The organism is Methanoculleus sp. (assembly GCF_036677455.1).
In the GTDB taxonomy this organism is placed as follows: domain Archaea; phylum Halobacteriota; class Methanomicrobia; order Methanomicrobiales; family Methanoculleaceae; genus Methanoculleus.
Map to the genome: position 1 here is coordinate 30450 of NZ_JAVBWL010000043.1, position 13967 is coordinate 44416.

8 protein-coding genes and 1 tRNA gene are annotated in these 13967 nt (G+C 60.7%); 2 read left to right on the forward strand and 7 right to left on the reverse strand.

Annotated elements, in window-relative coordinates; translation table 11 throughout:
- Positions 1-47 precede the first annotated feature (47 nt).
- The 3 genes from V6K60_RS09775 to V6K60_RS09785 all read right to left on the reverse strand — a co-directional run bounded on the left by V6K60_RS09775 (position 48) and on the right by V6K60_RS09785 (position 3595).
- Positions 48-1469, reverse strand: coding sequence for an aldehyde dehydrogenase family protein (locus V6K60_RS09775; protein WP_332450335.1), 1422 nt, complete (start codon positions 1467-1469; stop codon positions 48-50).
- Between the two features lie 26 nt (positions 1470-1495).
- Positions 1496-2425: a galactose-1-phosphate uridylyltransferase gene (locus tag V6K60_RS09780; RefSeq protein WP_332450336.1), complete on the reverse strand. Its 930-nt coding sequence runs from the start codon at positions 2423-2425 to the stop codon at positions 1496-1498.
- A 177-nt stretch (positions 2426-2602) separates the two neighbouring features.
- Positions 2603-3595, reverse strand: coding sequence for a 5,10-methylenetetrahydromethanopterin reductase (locus V6K60_RS09785; protein ID WP_332450337.1), 993 nt, complete (start codon positions 3593-3595; stop codon positions 2603-2605).
- A 356-nt stretch (positions 3596-3951) separates the two neighbouring features.
- On the opposite strand from V6K60_RS09785, the gene V6K60_RS09790 reads away from it, so the two are divergent.
- The gene (locus tag V6K60_RS09790; RefSeq protein WP_332450338.1) at positions 3952-5841 is read left to right on the forward strand and encodes a tubulin/FtsZ family protein; all 1890 of its coding nucleotides are present in this window, start codon (positions 3952-3954) and stop codon (positions 5839-5841) included.
- Here the strand turns inward: V6K60_RS09790 and V6K60_RS09795 are convergent.
- Positions 5825-6793, reverse strand: a complete 969-nt coding sequence (locus V6K60_RS09795) for a DUF128 domain-containing protein (RefSeq protein WP_332450339.1) — start codon at positions 6791-6793, stop codon at positions 5825-5827. The genes V6K60_RS09790 and V6K60_RS09795 overlap by 17 nt on opposite strands.
- Positions 6790-7215, reverse strand: coding sequence for a dCTP deaminase (locus V6K60_RS09800; protein ID WP_332450340.1), 426 nt, complete (start codon positions 7213-7215; stop codon positions 6790-6792). Before V6K60_RS09800 ends, V6K60_RS09795 begins: the two co-directional genes overlap by 4 nt.
- A gap of 56 nt (positions 7216-7271) precedes the next feature.
- Here V6K60_RS09800 and V6K60_RS09805 point away from each other — a divergent pair.
- A tRNA-Arg gene (locus tag V6K60_RS09805) sits at positions 7272-7343 on the forward strand.
- A gap of 37 nt (positions 7344-7380) precedes the next feature.
- Here V6K60_RS09805 and V6K60_RS09810 read toward each other — a convergent pair.
- Together V6K60_RS09810 and V6K60_RS09815 are read right to left on the reverse strand one after the other, a co-directional pair.
- Entirely contained in the window at positions 7381-10239 is a 2859-nt protein-coding gene (locus V6K60_RS09810; RefSeq protein WP_332450341.1) for an Ig-like domain-containing protein, read from the reverse strand.
- Between the two features lie 620 nt (positions 10240-10859).
- Positions 10860-13889, reverse strand: a complete 3030-nt coding sequence (locus V6K60_RS09815) for a VWA domain-containing protein (protein WP_332450457.1) — start codon at positions 13887-13889, stop codon at positions 10860-10862.
- Between the last annotated feature and the right edge of the window lie 78 nt (positions 13890-13967).

Here is a 13967-nt window from a genome sequence, read left to right on the forward strand (position 1 = left end):
CCACTATTCGTGTAAGAAACTATTTGCCCGGTACCCGCCACAGCTGCCTACGGCAAAAAGACCATCATCCGCTTCTCGGTCATCTCCTCGATCGCGCACTTCGGCCCCTCGCGCCCGATGCCCGAGCCCCTGACCCCGCCGTAGGGGGCGTGATCCATCCGGAACATCGAGGTGTCGTTGACCACCAGGCCGCCGACCCGGAGTTCCGCGAACGCCTGCGCGATCCTCCGGGAGTCGTGGGTGAAGATGCCCGCCTGCAGCCCGTACTCGGAGTCGTTCGCGAGCGCGAGCGCCTCCTCGAAGGTCTCGTAGGGGGCGACTGTCACCACCGGGGCGAAGACCTCGGTCCGGTTCACCTCCATATCCGGTGTGGTCCGGGCGAGGACCGTCGGCCTGAAGAGCGGGCCGTCGCGGGTTCCGCCCGCGAGCACCTTCGCGCCCGCCGCGACGGCGTCCTCCACCTTTGCGAGCGCCGCGGCGGCGGCAGACTCCGAGATCATCGGCCCCACGTCGGTCCCGGGCTCGCGCGGGTCGCCGGGGGTAAGGGCGCGGACCCGCTCGACGAGCAGCGCGAGCACCTCCTCGTAGATCGGCCGGTGGAGGTAGATCCGTTGCACCGCAATGCAGGTCTGACCGGCGTTCGAGAACCCGCCGGCAACGATACGGGCGACCGCGTAGGGGATATCGGCATCGGAGTGGACTATCACGGCCGCGTTTCCGCCCAGTTCCAGTCCGACCCGTTTTTTGCCGGCGATACCCCTGAGGTGCCACCCGACGGCCGGGCTCCCGGTGAAACTCAAATAGGCGATTCGGTCGTCCCGCACCATCCTCTCCACGAGATCGGTGCGGCAGGGGAAGACGTTGATCGCTTCGGGCGGAACCCCGGCATCGAGCGCCATCTCCCCGAGCATCAGCGAGGAGATCGGGGTGGCCGACGCGGGTTTGAGGATGACGGAGTTCCCGGCGGCGATGGCCGGACCGAGTTTGTGGCAGGCAAGGTTGAGCGGGAAGTTGAACGGCGTGATCGCGAGCACCGGGCCGAGCGGGAACCGGCAAAGGCAGCCGGTCCGCCCTTCCCCGGCCGCGTTCCAGTCGAGAGGAAGGATCGTGCCCTCGATCCGGCGCGCTTCCTCGGCAGAGACCTCGATCGTCTCCCGCGCACGCACGACCTCGTTTTCGGCAAGAAGACGGGTCTTTCCCGCTTCGAGCACGATCGCATCGACAAGGTCTCCTGCGCGTTCCCGGATGAGACCGGCAAGAGCGTAAAGGATCTCCGAGCGGCGGTGTGCGGGAAGGCGCCGGGTGATGGAGAAACCGCGTTCGGCAGAACAGAGGGCGCCTTCGACGTCAGCGCTCCCGGCAAGGCAGACCCGGCCGACGACCTCTCCGGTGTATGGGAACCGGATGTCCAGAATATCGGTGCTCGTCCGCCATTCTCCGCCGACCAGAAATCCACGCGGGTCTATCATATAAAGAGAGTCGGTACGCCTCAAAATCAACTTTTCTCACGAAAGAGCGCGCCCAGTTCCTCGGGAAGCGTCAGGACGACAGGTTCCAGGTGCAGCCGTTCCATGAACGCCGAGTCGCACATGGAGCGGCGGTTCGGGTTGAGGCGGGCGATGAGAGAGCAGAAGGCCCGGTGACCCCTTCCTGCAGAGGGAGTGTCGAAGAAGATCGAGAGGTTGAAGGCGTGCGTGCCGAGGCTCCGGTAGAAGGTGACGACCTGGAGGATCCCGGTGGCCAGGTCCTCAACATACGGCCCGAGTTCGGCGAGCGTCGATACCGGGAGGATCCCGCGGACCTCCCGCTCACCGAGAGGGACGGGATTTGCCGACCAGAAGATCTCGTCCTCGAAGAGGAATCGGCCGGAGATGCGCTCGCGCTCCACGAGGTCGTCCCAGTAGAGACGGCCGTGATCGGCGAGGTACCGGCGGCCGGCGGATAGGTAGAGGCCCGCAAGGCAGGTGGGCTCCGAGTCGGCGAGACCCTGCAGGTGTGGGTGGACGAGGCTTGCACCGGCTGATGGGAGGTAATTCCAGTTGATGCTCGCGTAGCCCGGGGACCGGGCCAGGGCTTCCGCCGTACCGGATATGGCGTCGGCGAGACACCTCCTGTCGAACAGGCCAGCCACATCGTGATCGGGCGTGATCACCGTGACCACATGGTGTTCGGCGTAGGGGTAGAGGTTGGGGAACGTCACACTCTTCCCGCACCGGAGCCGGGTGCCGTCCTCGAACGTCGGAGTGGCGGTTTCTATGGCGTCGGGGCAGAACGGGCAGCCGTCACGGGAGCCGGGCATGGCAGGAGCGGCATCGATCTGCCGTTCGCACCGGACAGGACTGATCCGGCACCGGATGCCGGTGAGGGTTTCCCGGCGGTACTGGAGAACCCCCCGATCAGTCCGGACCTCGCGGATGGTGAACATAGCCCTTCATATTCCAGTTAGTGTGCCGACCGTATAAAACCCGGTATGGATTGACGGCGGCGGGGAGCGACATCCCTCGCAGGACACAGGAAGGGAACCAGGAATACCTGTGGATCCAGGACCGCGTGGCTACCAGGAACACGTATGCGGGCAAAAAAAGGTGACGAGTTTTCCGTCTTAGACGATGTACTTGCCAAGCAGGCGGATGGAGGTGGTCATGTCGGGGCCGAGCGGCGAGCCGAAGATGATCTGGGTAACTCCAGCCTTTGCGAGGTCTTCGCACTTCTGCTTGACCATGTCGGGGGTTCCGGCGATGGTGAAGGCGTCGATCTCTTTGTCGCCGACGAGTCCGCCGACGGTCTTGAAGTCGAAGCGGCCGAGCGCTTCCTTGATCTTCGCGACGTTGGCGAGGTCGAGTCCGTGGCGCTGGAGAAGCGCGGGCGGGGAGCCGGCGGCGATGAATGCGGCCACGATCTTTGCGGCGTTCCGGGCCTTCTTCTCGTTCATGTCGATGGACATGGCAGTGTAGGCACCGACGTCGAAGGTCTTCTTGCCGGCCTTCTCCATCGCTCCCTTGATGATCGGGATGGCGACCTCGAAGTCCTTGGGGTTCGACGCGTTGATCAGGGCGCCGTCACCGATCTCGCCGGCGAGCTCGAGCACCTTGGGTCCCTGGGCACCGATGTATACCGGGATGCCCTTCTTGCCGGGCAGGGTGACGCCGGTCAGCTTGGCGCCGTCGTAGTCGAAGAATTCCATGTTGCCGGTCTTCTTGACCTCTTCACCGGCGAGGAGTTTCCGGATCTGCTCGACACCCTCTTTCAGGTGGCCGACGGGCTTGACGGGGTCGATGGCGAGCTTCGGGAGGGTCGAGAGGTCACCGGGTCCGATACCGAGGACGGCGCGTCCGTCGGAGATCTCGTTCAAGGTAGCCATAAAGGATGCAATGGCTGCCGGGGTGTCGGTGAACGTGTTCATGATGCCCGGGCCCATCTTGATCGAGTCGGTGTTTGCCGCGATCATGGCAAGGGTCGGGTATGCATGGCGGTTGTTGTAGTGGTTGGTGATCCAAGCGTAGTCGATATCCTTTGACTCTGCAAGCTTGGTGTAATTCACCACCTGCTTGACGTTGATTGCTCCGGGCACAAATTCAATTCCATATGTAGTCAAGGCTATACACCTCAATGAGTAGTTACGTGCCGGGAGTTATATATATTCCCATTTTGTGCTCGCCAAACGACACGCACCGCACAGGTACTGCAAAACGGAGAGTTGTAACGTGTTCTCCAGGACATCTGGAGAATCTTCTTTCTTACCCATCGAAGGGGTCCAGCAGGCGGGGATAAAACCAAAGGATTCAAATAGATTGCCTTGCGAACGGGTGCGCGCCCGGGTCCGGGCGTGACAGAAATATATATGTTCGCCCGCTCACATAGTTATCAATGGTTTTGAGTGATATACGCGCCTTTTTTGCGGCAAAAGTCACTATGGACATGTGATGGTTCAGGACGGGGGAGCATAACGGTATGCGAGTGCTGGCGATAGGATTGGGCGGCGCCGGGTCGCGGGTTGTGGATAGCCTCTACGATCACGACCGGCGAAGCAGGGTCTACTGTATGAGCGCGGTAGCGATCGATATCGACCCGAACTCCCTCGTACAACTCCGCCACCTCCCCGACCCCGCAAGAATCTTCTTTCCACGGATCGACGTCATGGATTCCGGCGATATCACGAACGTGATCGATATCGAGGAGGTGATGACCCGGATCCAGGGTCTGGACACCCTGGATATCGACGCCATCCTGATCTGTTGCGGGCTCGGAGGCAACGTGATCGACATCTCGCCGCTCATCATCGAGGAGCTCCGGAAATCCTATGTGGAGCCGATCTTTGCGCTTGCCATGCTTCCATGCCTTGATGAGGGAAAACGTGTCTCGGCCAAGGCCGCCGACGACCTCGATACCCTCCAGGGGCTCGTCGATGCGGTCCTCCTCTTCGACAACGAGACCTGGTCGCAGAAGATCCAGGCGGCTGCGGCTGCAGCCGGGGCGGAGGAACCCGGCCTCATGGGCAAACTGCGCCGGAACCCGGGAGCGCTCAACCCGAGGGTCCACTACGGTCTGCTCAACGAGCGGATCGCGCGACAGATCGGCATCCTCCTCCGTGCAGGCGAGTTCAACGAGTCCGGGCTCGATGCCGCCGAAGTTGTCCTGGACGCCGGGGAGGTCCTCAACACCCTGAAAGGGAACGGTTTCGTCGCGGTCGGTTACGCTACCGAGCGCCTGCCGACTGGATGGCTGGACTTCCTCTACCGCCGCCGGTCGCTGAAGTACTTCATTCAGGGCTCCCAGGAGAAGGCCGCCCGGATCGTCTCGCTCGCGAAGAAAGCGGTCTATGAAGAGGTATCAGTCCCCTGCGACCTCACCAGCGCCGATAAAGCGCTGGTGCTGATCGCCGGGCCTTCGGCCGAGCTCTCGATGAAAGGGTTTCAGACGGTCCGAAAGTGGATCGACCGGAGCATCGCTGGCCTCGAGATGCGGTCCGGCGACTACCCGGTGAGGAACACCTCGTTTGTCGGGATCATCATCGTGCTCTCGGGGTTGTCCAACATCCCCCGCGTCGAGGACCTCCGGGAGATCCGGGCCGAGTACCGGCTTGAGTGCGAGGAGGAAGAACTGAAGGCCGAAGAGGAGGCGCGGCTGCGCGAAGAGGCCCTCCGGGAGGTGGAGACCGGGGAACCGGTGGAGGACGACGTCCCGGAGTTCGCCTCACCCCTTGAGTCAGCATTTCTGGAGGAGAACGCGTATATGACAGAACCATCCACAACGGAGAGGGACGAGATGCTCCTGCTCCCGGGCAGCGGCAAGGGCAGCAACACGCGCAGGGACGATACCATCGATATGCTCCCCAGAGCCGAGAAGAAGCGAGATGACGGCGCCGTCATCCTCCCCCCGAAGCAGGGCGGGAGGGAGATCGACCTCACCGGCTCGGCCTCGGTCGCCTCATCTATGCCCGCGCCGAAGAACTCTGTCTTTGGTCCGAAAGGGATCAGCATCGAGAAGACTACTGCTCCCAAAGACGATGCAATCGTATACTCCGCGGCCGTAAAGCCGGTGCAGAGGCCGAAAGAGGGGGCGCTCACCGGCGATCAGGTCTCGATCGACCGCGGGATACAGCGACCGAGCGACGGCACCCTCGATGGGCACAACCTCTCCATGCGTGGGACGGCCCCCGCACCGAGGGATGCCCTGCTGGACCAGACCGGCCGGGGGTTCGGCCACGGGAGTTCCCGTCCGAAGGAGGTTGACCCCGCGCGCGGGAGGCTTGACGTGATCGATGCAACCGCTCAATCACGGAGAAAAAAAGCAGAGAAGAAGCCGGATCCGGACAGCGACGGGTTCACCTGGATCCGGTAGCATCTGTAATTCGCTCGAACGGTATGGTCCCGGCGCCGATCTCGGTCCTGATGGCGTAGCCTTTCTCAACGGCGTTTCCCACCATGTTCATGCCGGAGAACGCCACAATCGAGAGCCGGTAAGGGTGCTTCGGGAGGTTAAACTCCCCGATGCCCCTGCCGGCGGGGAATACGAATCCACACTCCATCATCAGTCCGATAACCTCCTCTACCTGGCCCCGCGCGACTGCGGGAACCGCGCGGACGTTTGCAAGCCCTACCCCGGCCCCGGTCGTCACCAGCCGGGTGATCGAGGTGAGGCCGGCGGATATGAAGAGGTGAAGCGGGTCGACCGATGTCCCCCGGTAGCCGATGAGGTCGAGGAACCCGGCGGAGCCATCTTCATCGATAGCGATCCTGCCGGCATATTCGAGCCTTGTCGGGATGCCCATCTTCTGGAGGACGCCGTCCAGGGTGACGCTGCAGGCCGTCATGATCCCGACATGGCCTTCGGGTATGCGGGGATCGGAGTCGATGATCCGGTAGGTGTTCAGAAGCCCATAGCCGGCTTCGGCAACCTCGTCGAAGGCCGCTGTGACACCTGAGAGATCCTCCTCCCGCACGAAGGAGAGGTTGTAGGCGACGCTCCCTGTCCCAGTCGCCGGGTCGAAGGTGCTCCGGAAGGAGAGCTGTTCGAGTTTCGATATGATGAAGCCGATCCGCTCGTCTACGAGGGCGCTCTCGCTCTCGGCGATCCCCGCCTCGGTGAGGATACGGCCCCGGTTTCCGACCTTCTCCGTAAACCCCGCTTCATCGAGATACTGGAGGTAGTACTGGACGGCACGGTCGCTCAGGACGAACCCCCTCTCGGCCATCTTCTCGCTCAACCTTTTGGCACCCAGCGGTTCATGTGATTCTGCAAGGATCCGCAGGATCTCGAGGTACTTCCGTTCCGAACGTATCGACGGGCTCATCGTGTCTGCACCACACCAACACTGTCCTGGTACCGACCCCGGTAAAGCCGGTCGCCGCTCCGCACCTCCTGGAGAATCATCTGCACAATCCTGTCTCCGCCAGCGAGGGTAACCGGTTCTCTACCCATGTTCGTCAGACAGAGCGTCAGCTGGCCCCGGAACCCGGGGTCTACGAACCCGCCGCCGAGGAGGATGCCGCGCCGGGCGAGCGAGGAACGGCACCGTAGAGTTGCCGCGAGGTCGGCAGGGAGTTCCACTCGCTCGATCGAGGGGACGAGGGTGCACGTGCCGCACGGGAGCACGGTCTCCTCGGCCGCCCGGAGGTCGTAGGAGGCGGGCTGCTGGGATACGCCGTGGTATGGCTCGATGACGAGTTCGCCGTCCTGGAGCCGGCGAACGATTTCGCTTGACGAGAGGATCATTGTATAGTGTACTGGACATAAAAACGCTTAATAACTTATGATAGAAAACCAAGAGGGGACCTATGGGGTAGAGGACATCCTTTTGGGCTTCGAACCCAAGGACGCGGGTTCAATTCCCGCTGGGTCCGTCATTTCTTCCGGGTGCGCACAATGGCACCCGGAGATTCACGCAAGCCGAATATACGCATTTTGTCGTTCTCCTACCTGGATAGGGGGGAAGATTGTCCCGGCATCCGGCGCGTCGTCCGCTGAGGCGCGTACCCGGATGAGATATTCACCCCGGGGGAGATCCCTGACGTAAAGGGAGGTGACGCCTCCGGTCGGGGTGTCGAACTGTACCCAGGAGAGGCCACCGTCGTTGGAGTACTCCACGATCTGGGTCACGGTCCCCGACCCGGTGTACGTGAGGTCCCAGGCGCCGGTGAGGAGTTCCAGCACCGGCTCGGCGCAGGTGTAGCGCGGGTTTGCGAGCGTGAGCGTTTCTGAGCCGAGGCCCGTGTTGGTGAGGTCCGGGACGGCCGTGATGAAGGTGTCAGGAAGGGCGAGCTCCGCACCGTCATTGAAGCGTATCCTCGATCCGGGCCCGAAGACGTTGATGTTGCCGTCAGTGAGGACCCGGAGGCGGAACGTCGCCTCCCAGGTCTGGTCAAGGTGGACGGTGCCGATGTCGAAGTTGAGGTTCTGGTCATCGTTCCAGTCGTTGGTCTGGTTGATGGTCTGCGGGTGGATGATTGTATGATTCCCGGTCTCGTTCTCGACCCAGCTCGCGATCACCGTTGATACCCCGTTTTCGTGGATATAGGCAAAGGTATCATTTCCTTCCCGGTCTTCGTCGTTGACCCGGATCGTGCCGAAGTCAAGGGTCATGGTGGTGTCGACGCCGGCCTCGGCCTTGAGAACGCCGGCGATCTCAGCGTAGATAGCAGCCAGGTCGTCACCGGTGGCGGCATGGTAGTGTTTGCCGCCGGTCGCCCCTGCGAGGGTGTCCATCGTCTTCCACGTGGGACTGTTCTCGGTGATATCGCCTGAGAACGATATCATGTACAGCCGAATGCCGTTGTTCATTGCATAGGCAGCCATACTCTGCTGGTCCCTAAGATTAGAGAAGTTTGTATAGTCGTTCTGAGGTGTCGACCAATCATACTTGGATCTTCCTGTACCCCGAGCAAGCGGGTCACCGTAGTAGTTGTACTCACCGTCGGAGAGCAGGATCACGGCCTGCACGGCATCGGGATCCGAATTTTTGTTGGCGGCCATTTCCTGGATGGCAACATACAGCGCTTTCCGTGTAGCCGTATATAATACGGTTCTGAGTCCGTCAATAGTGCTGTTCACTTTCGAATAATCATAAGCCAGCGACAGATCACAGGAGGCGTCAGTGCTATATGAAACCAGGCCGATTTTATCCCGCGCAGGATTCATCTCCCCTACGAAACTTCGTGCTGCGGCCTTTGCCGCCGCCATCCTCGTCTTTGTCTCCCCTTTATCCCTGGTGTCCATACTCTTCGAACGGTCCACCACCAGCACCACATCGATCGGGTCTGGCTGGAGCGCCCACCCGTCACCCCGGAGGCGGACCGTGACATCGATCGTATCATTGACAGCAACGGTCTCGTTGACCACCTCTGCCTCCACGGAGAGGTAAGGGTAGTTCTCCCAGGTCACGGGGATCGTCCGGGTGGCACCGTTCCACGTGGCGACGACCTCGCACCCGCCCCGGGCGCTGCCGCTCCACTTCGGGTCCTTCCGGTCGGTCGTGAACGCGCCCGGGTAGAACCTGACGGAGGCGTAGCCGTTGGCGTCGGTCTTCGCGGATGTTTCGGCGAGGACCGGGGCCCGGGTCTGCACAAAGTCGCTGACGTCGATGTTGCGGATCGAGAATGTCACGTCCTCCCCCTGGACCGGGTTTCCTTTCTCGTCGATGACCTTTGCACGGAGTTCCGAGACGGAATCGCGGTCGACGTCCCGGCTCGGCATGGACTGGGGGTTTGCCGACAGGAGCATATCCACAGGGTCGGTGTGGATGAACTCGACGGTCTCCGATGCGATCACGCTCGCGTTCTCCACGGCCGTTGCAGTGATGGTGATCCTGCCGGTGGTCTCCTTCGGGCCGTAGGTGAGGCAGGCGATGCCCGTGCCGTTCGTCGTCAGGACGACGCCTTCGCCAAGGGAGGTGTTGACCTGGAGGCCGCGGCCGGCTGCCGGGTTGCCCCAGGCGTCGAAGAGCCTGTAGGTCAGGGTGAAGGTCTCCACACCGTTCGCGGACCGATAGGGGATGGGATCGGCATCAGGGCTGACCGAGACCTCGATTGCGGCGGGAAGCCCTGTGGGCAGCCCGCGAATGGAGATGTAGCGGTCGACGCCGGCCGGCAGGACGGTCATCCGGACGATGTTCTCACCGATGGTCCGGCCGGTCCGAAGCTCCGCCTGGACAAATCCCGTGACGTTGACGCTTCGTTCGAGTTCAGGCACCGGTGAGCCTCCGTCGTCGATGAAGACGGCATCGTCGTCGACCGAACCAACGCTGAAGCGCACGGTCTCGGTGACCCTGCGATCGTCCACCGGGTTGCCGTGCCGGTCGGTAAGCCCCAGGGTGATGGTGGTGGTATTGCCCGCGGTCAGTTCGCCGTCATAATGGAGGTAGGTGAAGCGGGAGGGCAGGTCATGGTCGATTGAGAGGGAGAGGGTCTCCTCCAACGTCCCGGCCCGGGCGGTGATCACGGCGACACCGCTCGTCGTGTTGGTGATGAAACGCGTAGCGGCGGTTCCGGACGGTCCGGTGGTGACGGTCGCGGGCGCGAGGCGACCGTAGGCCGGGTCGACCGAGAGCGCCACGGTGCAGTTTGGAAGCGGCGCCCCGCCTCCGTCGAGCACCCGCACAGTTATTCCGGCGAAATCGGTCCCGTTCGCCACCAGCCAGTCGGTATCGCTTGAGAGGGCGATCCGGTCGGGGCCTGCCGCACCAGCCGCAGGAACGATCAGGCCAAGCAGGATCGTGAGGATGATTATTTTCTGGAAATTCATGCTGAGATCAAGGAGCCGTGATCCCGTATGTTATATATATTGTTTCCTATTTACTCTCGATCCAGTGAACTGAATTTAAACCCACAATTACCCTACGGATTGATTATAATAATTATATTTGAAGTTTTTTTCATCCAGAATCAGAGCAGCGAGACCGGGCATTCCACACAAGAATCTTATAGTGATTATCCGACATAATTTTAACCAATGTAATACTACAAAAGAAGAGTTTCTGGCCCCAGGGCAACTACTTCCAGCGAGAGTAATTCAGTTCAACGAACGATTGCCTCCCGGAAAATGGCGGGCGCTCCGCGAGAGTTAAATAGAGGTTTGTGCGAATAAGCGGGAGAGTGTCCGCCCAGGGTCGGGCCTCGCCAGCCAAGCGGCCGCAGGAGAGGGGGGTCAGGGGGCCCGGCCGCGGCACCCACCTACACCATACACCGTCACCAGGCATGCAAGTTGGGAAGCGATACACCCAATTGCTCGGGGCTCAACCCCCCGCAAATGCGGCTCACGAGCAGTGGTCAACCCACCCACCCCCAGGAGAAGTGAACGATCACCTTTTCCTGGGGGTAACGTGTACGATGTGCCTGGTGCGAAAAAGCAAAAAGCGGGTATATTCACCCAATCATGATATAGTCACGCGAGGCGTTCCCGATACGAATCGCGGTACTCGTCGTATCCACCGCATCGGGGGCATCGAGAGCCGAGGCGACCAGTCGAATGAGGTACTCGCCCGCAGGCAGGCTGCTGACATCCATCTGGGTCTCGCCTGTCAGAGTCTCGCCCGGCTCCGCCGAGCGGTCAATAGTCTTCGTCCAGAAGACGGTCCACGAACGTCCGTTGTCGTCCGAGTAGGCAAGGGCTTCGTCGATATCCCGGGTGCCGTCATAGGTGACGGTCCAGGTCAGCGGAATGGTGTCGTAGAATGCACCCTGCTCTTCAGGAGGAATCGGGTCACCAAGCTCCACCTTGAGCGAACAGGACGTGATACCCAGGTTGTTCAGGTCAGGGACGGCTGTGATGAACGTGTCGGGGAGTTCCAGCGTATCAGCACCGTTGTTAAACGTGATCGCGTTGTTAAACGTGATCGTCGAGCCCGGGCCGAATACGTTGATGTTCCCTTCTTCCAAAACCTTGAGACGGAAGGTTGTCTCCCAGGTCTGGCCGAGACGGATGGTGCCGATGTTGAAGTTCAGGCTGTGATCGCCCTCCCAGTCTTCAGTCTGATCAATAGTATGAGGGCCGATCACGTAGTGCCCCACATCGTCATCGTCGATCCAGCTCTTGATGATGGTCGATATCTCGTCCTCATAGACGTAGTCAAACACGTCGATCTCGGACCCGACGGGTGCCCCGTTCACCTCGACGTCCCTAAAGACGACGTCCAGCTCGGTGTCGACACCAGCCTCGGTCTTGAGTTCGCCGGCGATCGCCGTGTAGACGGCACCGATGTTAGCCGCATCGCCATCGTAATATAACCCCCCTGTAGACTCGGCAAGTTTTTTCAGGGTGCTCTTGCCATTTGTGGAGATGCTGTTCGCGTATCCGATAGAATAAATCGTGACGCCCTTGCTCTTAGCATAGAACGAAAGATTCTGTTCAGCATCCATTAAGTCGCTGAATTTATAATAACCCTGAGTGAGATCCCCATAATCATCCGGAGAGGCAGTCGAACTCGATCCCCGGGCAAGAGGGTCGCCGTACCAATTATAATCGCCATCGGAGAGAAGCACTACAGCCCTGACCGAACCATCGTATGCATTGGTATCTAGGTGGTCAATCGCAACCTTGAGCCCTTGCCGGAGCGGTGTCCCGTGGTCGGGAACGATACCGTCGAGGGCATCCTTTACTGTTTGGAGGTTATAAGTGAGCCCAGCGTCAAGTGTTGCATAATTATCATAGGTTTTTGGACACGCGTAGTCATTATTTTTATAGTTTGTGAGGCCCGATTTCTCCCCAGGAGTGGAGATGGTCCCTTTTCGCCCAAACGAGACAACACCTGCACGATCATGATTTTCTGAGAACTCATTCACAAAAGCCTTTGCCGCCTCACGAACCGAGTGCATACGGTCGGGCTTATCGCGAAGCATACTCCCCGACCGGTCAATCACCAGCACCACATCGATCGGGTCCGGCTGCAGCGCCCAGCCGTCCCCCCGGAGGCGGATCGTGACGTCGACCGCCTCGTCCACCGCGACCGTTTCGGGGGAGACTGCCGTCTCCACCGAGAGGTAGGGGTAGTTCTTCCAGGTCAGGGTGATGTCCTGCGTTGCACTTCGATCTCCGGCGTCGTTCACCCACTTCGCCTGGACAATCGCTGTGCCGGTCGCGGTGGCGCTCCAGCCCTCTGCATCTCGATCGGTCGTGAACGCACCGGGGTGGAACTTGACAATGGCATACCCGTCCTCGTTGGTCTCGGCTGTGACCCCGTTCATCTGTCCCTCGATCCCGAGATACGGATTCCCGGTCGCTACGTAGTCCCCGACAACGATCGACTCAGGAATTGTCTCAAACGTCACGGTCTCGCCTTCGACCGGGTTCCCCGACTCATCCATCACCTTGGCCCGGAGCTGCGAGACGGAGTTCTCCTTGACATCCCGGCTCGGCATAGACTGAGGGCTTGCCGAGAGGAGCATGTCCACCGGAGCAGTACTGGTGAATACCACATCCTTTGACACATGCACGTTTTCATCCGCGGAGACCGTGGCGGTGATGGTCGCGATACCGACGGAGTCCTCAGGTCCGTAGGTGATCATCACCTGCCCATGAGAGTTGGAATGCAGGGAAACGGTCTGCAACTCCTCCGGGCGGCCAACCCGCTTCACCAGGGCGCTCACCAAGAGTTCCTGTCCAGCGGCGGGATTGGCGTATTCGTCAAACAGGGTATAGGTAAACGAGACTACTTTATCCCCATCGGCCGGAACCGAGGCACTGGAGGGATCAACCACCTGCGTGATCTTGACCACCGGTCCCGCCACGCCAGCGATGGAGATATACTCACCTTTTACAGTCTTCGGCGGCTGTATCCAGACAAGATTCTCCCCGGCCATCGTACCGACCCGGAGAGTTGCGGTGGCGTCTCCGGCAGAGTCTACGTCGACCTCGGGGTCATCAAAAATTGCATCCTCACCTCCCTCGGGCGAACCCACCATGAACTTCACGCTCTCGGCTATGTTGCGGCAATCTATCACATTCCCGTATCTGTCCACCATCCGGACAACGATCTCCGTCGTCTCTCCAGCGATCACCTCCGGCTCATACCACAGATTGGCGATCTTATAGGGAACCGCGTGATCGATATGCAGGTCGACGCTGTCCTCCAGAGGCGCATCCAGCGCAACCGTCGCCGTGATCGTCACATCCCCACTGGTGGTCCCGGGGGTAAAGACCGTCGTCGCATATCCGGTATTATTATCCGTCACCGCCTGCGCGGAAGAGATGCTCCCTAAACCACCGTCCAGGGTAAACTCGACGGCAACCCCGCCGACCGGAGTATTGCTATTGGGCGTATTGCTCAACACCCGCGCCGTGATGGTCACAGGCTCCCCGCTCCCCGCCGTCACCCAATCATCGGGACTTGGATCAAGTATCTCGATTTTATCCGGTATCAGCGCACCGACCGGGGCCGCCAGCAGAATCAGCCCCATCACCAGGCACGCATATGTCAATCTACTCATACACCACCGTATCTGTTCCTGGTGCACCTTAGCATATAAATGTTGTCA

Bases quoted from the DNA above. Each gene is read 5' to 3' on its own strand.
- V6K60_RS09775 (WP_332450335.1), bottom strand. From the start codon at position 1,469: ATGATAGACCCGCGTGGATTTCTGGTCGGCGGAGAATGGCGGACGAGC.
- V6K60_RS09780 (WP_332450336.1), bottom strand. From the start codon at position 2,425: ATGTTCACCATCCGCGAGGTCCGGACTGATCGGGGGGTTCTCCAGTAC.
- V6K60_RS09790 (WP_332450338.1), top strand. From the start codon at position 3,952: ATGCGAGTGCTGGCGATAGGATTGGGCGGCGCCGGGTCGCGGGTTGTG.
- V6K60_RS09795 (WP_332450339.1), bottom strand. From the start codon at position 6,793: ATGAGCCCGTCGATACGTTCGGAACGGAAGTACCTCGAGATCCTGCGG.
- V6K60_RS09800 (WP_332450340.1), bottom strand. From the start codon at position 7,215: ATGATCCTCTCGTCAAGCGAAATCGTTCGCCGGCTCCAGGACGGCGAA.
- V6K60_RS09810 (WP_332450341.1), bottom strand. From the start codon at position 10,239: ATGAATTTCCAGAAAATAATCATCCTCACGATCCTGCTTGGCCTGATC.
- V6K60_RS09815 (WP_332450457.1), bottom strand. From the start codon at position 13,889: ATGGGGCTGATTCTGCTGGCGGCCCCGGTCGGTGCGCTGATACCGGAT.